1 tRNA gene and 3 rRNA genes are annotated in these 5,410 nt (G+C 49.3%); all 4 read right to left on the bottom strand.

The window, feature by feature from the left end:
* Positions 1–3: 3 nt before the first annotated feature.
* Positions 4–119 (bottom strand): 5S ribosomal RNA (rrf, locus tag BU200_RS09890).
* A gap of 155 nt (positions 120–274) precedes the next feature.
* Positions 275–3,177: ribosomal RNA gene (locus BU200_RS09885) — 23S ribosomal RNA — on the bottom strand.
* A gap of 262 nt (positions 3,178–3,439) precedes the next feature.
* Positions 3,440–3,512, bottom strand: a tRNA-Ala gene (locus tag BU200_RS09880).
* A gap of 137 nt (positions 3,513–3,649) precedes the next feature.
* Positions 3,650–5,197, bottom strand: a 16S ribosomal RNA gene (locus BU200_RS09875).
* The 16S, 23S and 5S rRNA genes sit together here with 1 tRNA gene alongside, the layout of an rRNA operon.
* Between the last annotated feature and the right edge of the window lie 213 nt (positions 5,198–5,410).

Genomic DNA, 5,410 nt, shown 5'->3' with positions numbered 1-5,410 from the left:
CTAGCTAAGCAACTACCCTATCTCACAGGGGGCAACCCCCAACTACTTCCGGCGTTCTAGGGCTTAACTGCTGTGTTCGGCATGGGTACAGGTGTATCTCCTAGGCTATCGTCACTTAACTATTCTGAGTATACATGAGGTTCCCCTCTTTGTCAACTCAAAATTGAATATCTATTCCTCTACTAACATCAAATAATCAAAAACTCTGGAATTACTTCTTCAATTGTGTTCAGGCTATTTTCATACAGAATTTTTAACGCCTTCACTACTTATATTGGATAAGTCCTCGAGCTATTAGTATTGGTCCGCTCCATTGCTCACACAACTTCCACTCCCAACCTATCTACCTGATCTTCTCTCAGGGCTCTTACTAACTTACGTTATGGGAAATCTCATCTTGAGGTGGGTTTCACACTTAGATGCTTTCAGCGTTTATCCCTTCCCTACATAGCTACCCAGCGATGCCTCTGGCGAGACAACTGGTACACCAGCGGTAAGTCCACTCTGGTCCTCTCGTACTAGGAGCAGATCCTCTCAAATTTCCTACGCCCGCGACGGATAGGGACCGAACTGTCTCACGACGTTCTGAACCCAGCTCGCGTGCCGCTTTAATGGGCGAACAGCCCAACCCTTGGGACCGACTACAGCCCCAGGATGCGACGAGCCGACATCGAGGTGCCAAACCTCCCCGTCGATGTGAACTCTTGGGGGAGATAAGCCTGTTATCCCCAGGGTAGCTTTTATCCGTTGAGCGATGGCCCTTCCATACGGAACCACCGGATCACTAAGCCCGACTTTCGTCCCTGCTCGAGTTGTGGCTCTCGCAGTCAAGCTCCCTTATACCTTTACACTCTGCGATTGATTTCCAACCAATCTGAGGGAACCTTTGGGCGCCTCCGTTACCTTTTAGGAGGCGACCGCCCCAGTCAAACTGCCCGTCAGACACTGTCTCCGATAGGGTTTACCTATCCGGGTTAGAGTGGCCATAACACAAGGGTAGTATCCCAACAACGCCTCCTTCGAAACTGACGTCCCGAACTCTTAGGCTCCTACCTATCCTGTACATGTGGTACAGACACTCAATATCAAACTGCAGTAAAGCTCCATGGGGTCTTTCCGTCCTGTCGCGGGTAACCTGCATCTTCACAGGTACTAAAATTTCACCGAGTCTCTCGTTGAGACAGTGCCCAAATCATTACGCCTTTCGTGCGGGTCGGAACTTACCCGACAAGGAATTTCGCTACCTTAGGACCGTTATAGTTACGGCCGCCGTTTACTGGGGCTTCAATTCAGATCGTCGCTTGCGCTAAACCCTCCTCTTAACCTTCCAGCACCGGGCAGGCGTCACCCCCTATACATCATCTTACGATTTAGCAGAGAGCTGTGTTTTTGATAAACAGTTGCTTGGGCCTATTCACTGCGGCTCAGTCTAGCTGAGCACCCCTTCTCCCGAAGTTACGGGGTCATTTTGCCGAGTTCCTTAACGAGAGTTCTCTCGATCACCTGAGGCTACTCGCCTCGACTACCTGTGTCGGTTTGCGGTACGGGTAGAGTATGATACATCGCTAGAAGCTTTTCTTGGCAGCGTGACATCGCTCACTTCGCTACTTTAACTTCGCTCCCCATCACAGCTCAACGTTACAGGTATAAGCATTTGACTCATACCACGCCTCACTGCTTAGCCGGGCTCTTCCAGTCGCCCGGTTGAGTTAGCCTACTGCGTCCCTCCATCACTTCATACTCTAGTACAGGAATATCAACCTGTTGTCCATCGGATACACCTTTCGGTCTCTCCTTAGGTCCCGACTAACCCAGGGCGGACGAGCCTTCCCCTGGAAACCTTAGTCTTACGGTGGATGGGATTCTCACCCATCTTGCGCTACTCATACCGGCATTCTCACTTCTATGCGTTCCAGCGCTCCTCACGGTACACCTTCACCACACATAGAACGCTCTCCTACCATACCATTTTTCAGGTATCCACAGCTTCGGTAAATTGTTTTAGCCCCGGTACATTTTCGGCGCAGGGTCACTCGACTAGTGAGCTATTACGCACTCTTTGAATGAATAGCTGCTTCTAAGCTAACATCCTAGTTGTCTGTGCAACCCCACATCCTTTTCCACTTAACAATTATTTTGGGACCTTAGCTGGTGGTCTGGGCTGTTTCCCTTTCGACTACGGATCTTAGCACTCGCAGTCTGACTGCCGATTATATCTCGTTGGCATTCGGAGTTTATCTGAGATTGGTAATCCGAGATGGACCCCTCACCCAAACAGTGCTCTACCTCCAAGAGACTTAACATCGACGCTAGCCCTAAAGCTATTTCGGAGAGAACCAGCTATCTCCAAGTTCGTTTGGAATTTCTCCGCTACCCACAAGTCATCCAAGCACTTTTCAACGTGCCCTGGTTCGGTCCTCCAGTGCGTTTTACCGCACCTTCAACCTGCTCATGGGTAGGTCACATGGTTTCGGGTCTATAACATGATACTATATCGCCCTATTCAGACTCGGTTTCCCTGCGGCTCCGCTTCTTCCACTTAACCTCGCATCATATCATAACTCGCCGGTTCATTCTACAAAAGGCACGCTCTCACCCATTAACGGGCTCGAACTTCTTGTAGGCACACGGTTTCAGGTTCTATTTCACTCCCCTCCCGGGGTGCTTTTCACCTTTCCCTCACGGTACTGGTTCACTATCGGTCACTAGGGAGTATTTAGGGTTGGGAGATGGTCCTCCCAGATTCCGACGGGATTTCGCGTGTCCCGCCGTACTCAGGATACTGCTAGGTATAAACTATATTTCGAATACGAGGCTTTTACTCTCTTTGGCTAACCTTCCCAGGTTATTCTTCTATACAATTTAAGTCCACATTGCAGTCCTACAACCCCGAAGAGTAAACTCTTCGGTTTGCCCTCTTGCCAGTTCGCTCGCCGCTACTAAGGCAATCGCTTTTGCTTTCTCTTCCTGCAGCTACTTAGATGTTTCAGTTCACTGCGTCTTCCCTCCGCTACCCTTAACAGGTAGGGATAACATGCTTCACATGCTGGGTTCCCCCATTCGGACACCCCTGGATCTTTGCTTACTTACAGCTCCCCAAGGCATTTCGTCGTTCGTCACGTCCTTCTTCGGCTCCTAGTGCCAAGGCATCCACCGTGCGCCCTTATTAACTTAACCTTATCTTCTACTAATGTTACCATTAGTGAACTCATTAATTCACAGCGTTTTCGGTTTATTTTCTTGTTACTATTTGATATAGATATTCAATTTTCAATGGACAAGTTTAGGATATGAACGACGGTCGCTTGTGCGAAACTTCTGTAGAAAAATAGGAAACCGACAAAGTGTGTCCTGCACACTAGGAGATTTATCTTTTTTCCTAAGAAGTTAGTCGTGAATTCAACTTCACTGCTATTCAGTTCAGTAGGATTCTATCCTATGGAGCCTAGCGGGATCGAACCGCTGACCTCCTGCGTGCAAAGCAGGCGCTCTCCCAGCTGAGCTAAGGCCCCAACAAGACCTCTCAAAATTAAAGAAGACAACGTACAGTTCCGAGCAATTGTATGCGAACTAAAATTCTAGTGAAAAAGATAAATCTTCCTATTTTCATACGAATTTCTTAACGTTCTCATAACTTGCTTTTCCTTAGAAAGGAGGTGATCCAGCCGCACCTTCCGATACGGCTACCTTGTTACGACTTCACCCCAATCATCTATCCCACCTTAGGCGGCTGGCTCCTTGCGGTTACCTCACCGACTTCGGGTGTTACAAACTCTCGTGGTGTGACGGGCGGTGTGTACAAGGCCCGGGAACGTATTCACCGCGGCGTGCTGATCCGCGATTACTAGCGATTCCGACTTCATGTAGGCGAGTTGCAGCCTACAATCCGAACTGAGACTGGCTTTAAGAGATTAGCTTGCCGTCACCGACTTGCGACTCGTTGTACCAGCCATTGTAGCACGTGTGTAGCCCAGGTCATAAGGGGCATGATGATTTGACGTCATCCCCACCTTCCTCCGGTTTATTACCGGCAGTCTCGCTAGAGTGCCCAACTAAATGATGGCAACTAACAATAGGGGTTGCGCTCGTTGCGGGACTTAACCCAACATCTCACGACACGAGCTGACGACAACCATGCACCACCTGTCTCCCCTGCTCAAAAGAGAAGCCCTATCTCTAGGACGGTCAGAGGGATGTCAAGACCTGGTAAGGTTCTTCGCGTTGCTTCGAATTAAACCACATGCTCCACCGCTTGTGCGGGCCCCCGTCAATTCCTTTGAGTTTCAACCTTGCGGTCGTACTCCCCAGGCGGAGTGCTTAATGCGTTAGCTGCGGCACTGAGTCCCGGAAAGGACCCAACACCTAGCACTCATCGTTTACGGCGTGGACTACCAGGGTATCTAATCCTGTTCGCTCCCCACGCTTTCGAGCCTCAGCGTCAGTTACAGACCAGAGAGCCGCTTTCGCCACCGGTGTTCCTCCATATATCTACGCATTTCACCGCTACACATGGAATTCCACTCCCCCCTTCTGCACTCAAGTTTGACAGTTTCAAAAGCGTACTATGGTTGAGCCACAGCCTTTTACTTCTGACTTATCAAACCGCCTGCGCTCGCTTTACGCCCAATAAATCCGGACAACGCTCGGGACCTACGTATTACCGCGGCTGCTGGCACGTAGTTAGCCGTCCCTTTCTGGTAAGGTACCGTCACTTAGCGGATTTTCCACTCCCGCTAACGTTCTTCTCTTACAACAGAGCTTTACGATCCGAAAACCTTCTTCACTCACGCGGCGTTGCTCGGTCAGGGTTCCCCCCATTGCCGAAGATTCCCTACTGCTGCCTCCCGTAGGAGTCTGGGCCGTGTCTCAGTCCCAGTGTGGCCGATCACCCTCTCAGGTCGGCTATGTATCGTCGCCTAGGTAAGCCGTTACCTTACCTACTAGCTAATACAACGCAGGTCCATCTGGTAGTGGTGCAGTTGCACCTTTTAAATGTTTACCATGCAGTAAACACTATTATGCGGTATTAGCTATCGTTTCCAATAGTTATCCCCCGCTACCAGGCAGGTTACCTACGCGTTACTCACCCGTTCGCAACTCCTCAACTCTGTACAAGTACAAAGTCTTGGCGTTCTACTTGCATGTATTAGGCACGCCGCCAGCGTTCGTCCTGAGCCAGGATCAAACTCTCATCAAAAATATTCGTTTGTCTTAACTCATCCTGTCCACTGACAGATTGATTGTTCTTTTGTTCATTGACGGTTTATGTCTCCATAAACCACCCTGCACGTTTGGTTCGTCTTCTTTAATTTTCAAAGGTCTTGTCCGCTCTCTCAAGCGACAACTATATCAGTATATCACCTCAACTAATCTTTGTCAATAACTTTTTCAACTTTTTTTGAAATTTTTT

Origin of the sequence: Streptococcus acidominimus, from assembly GCF_001921825.1 — a bacterium.
Classification (GTDB): domain Bacteria; phylum Bacillota; class Bacilli; order Lactobacillales; family Streptococcaceae; genus Streptococcus; species Streptococcus acidominimus.
The sequence above is the reverse complement of the archived record's forward strand: the minus strand, read 5'-3'. Positions and strand labels throughout refer to the sequence as shown.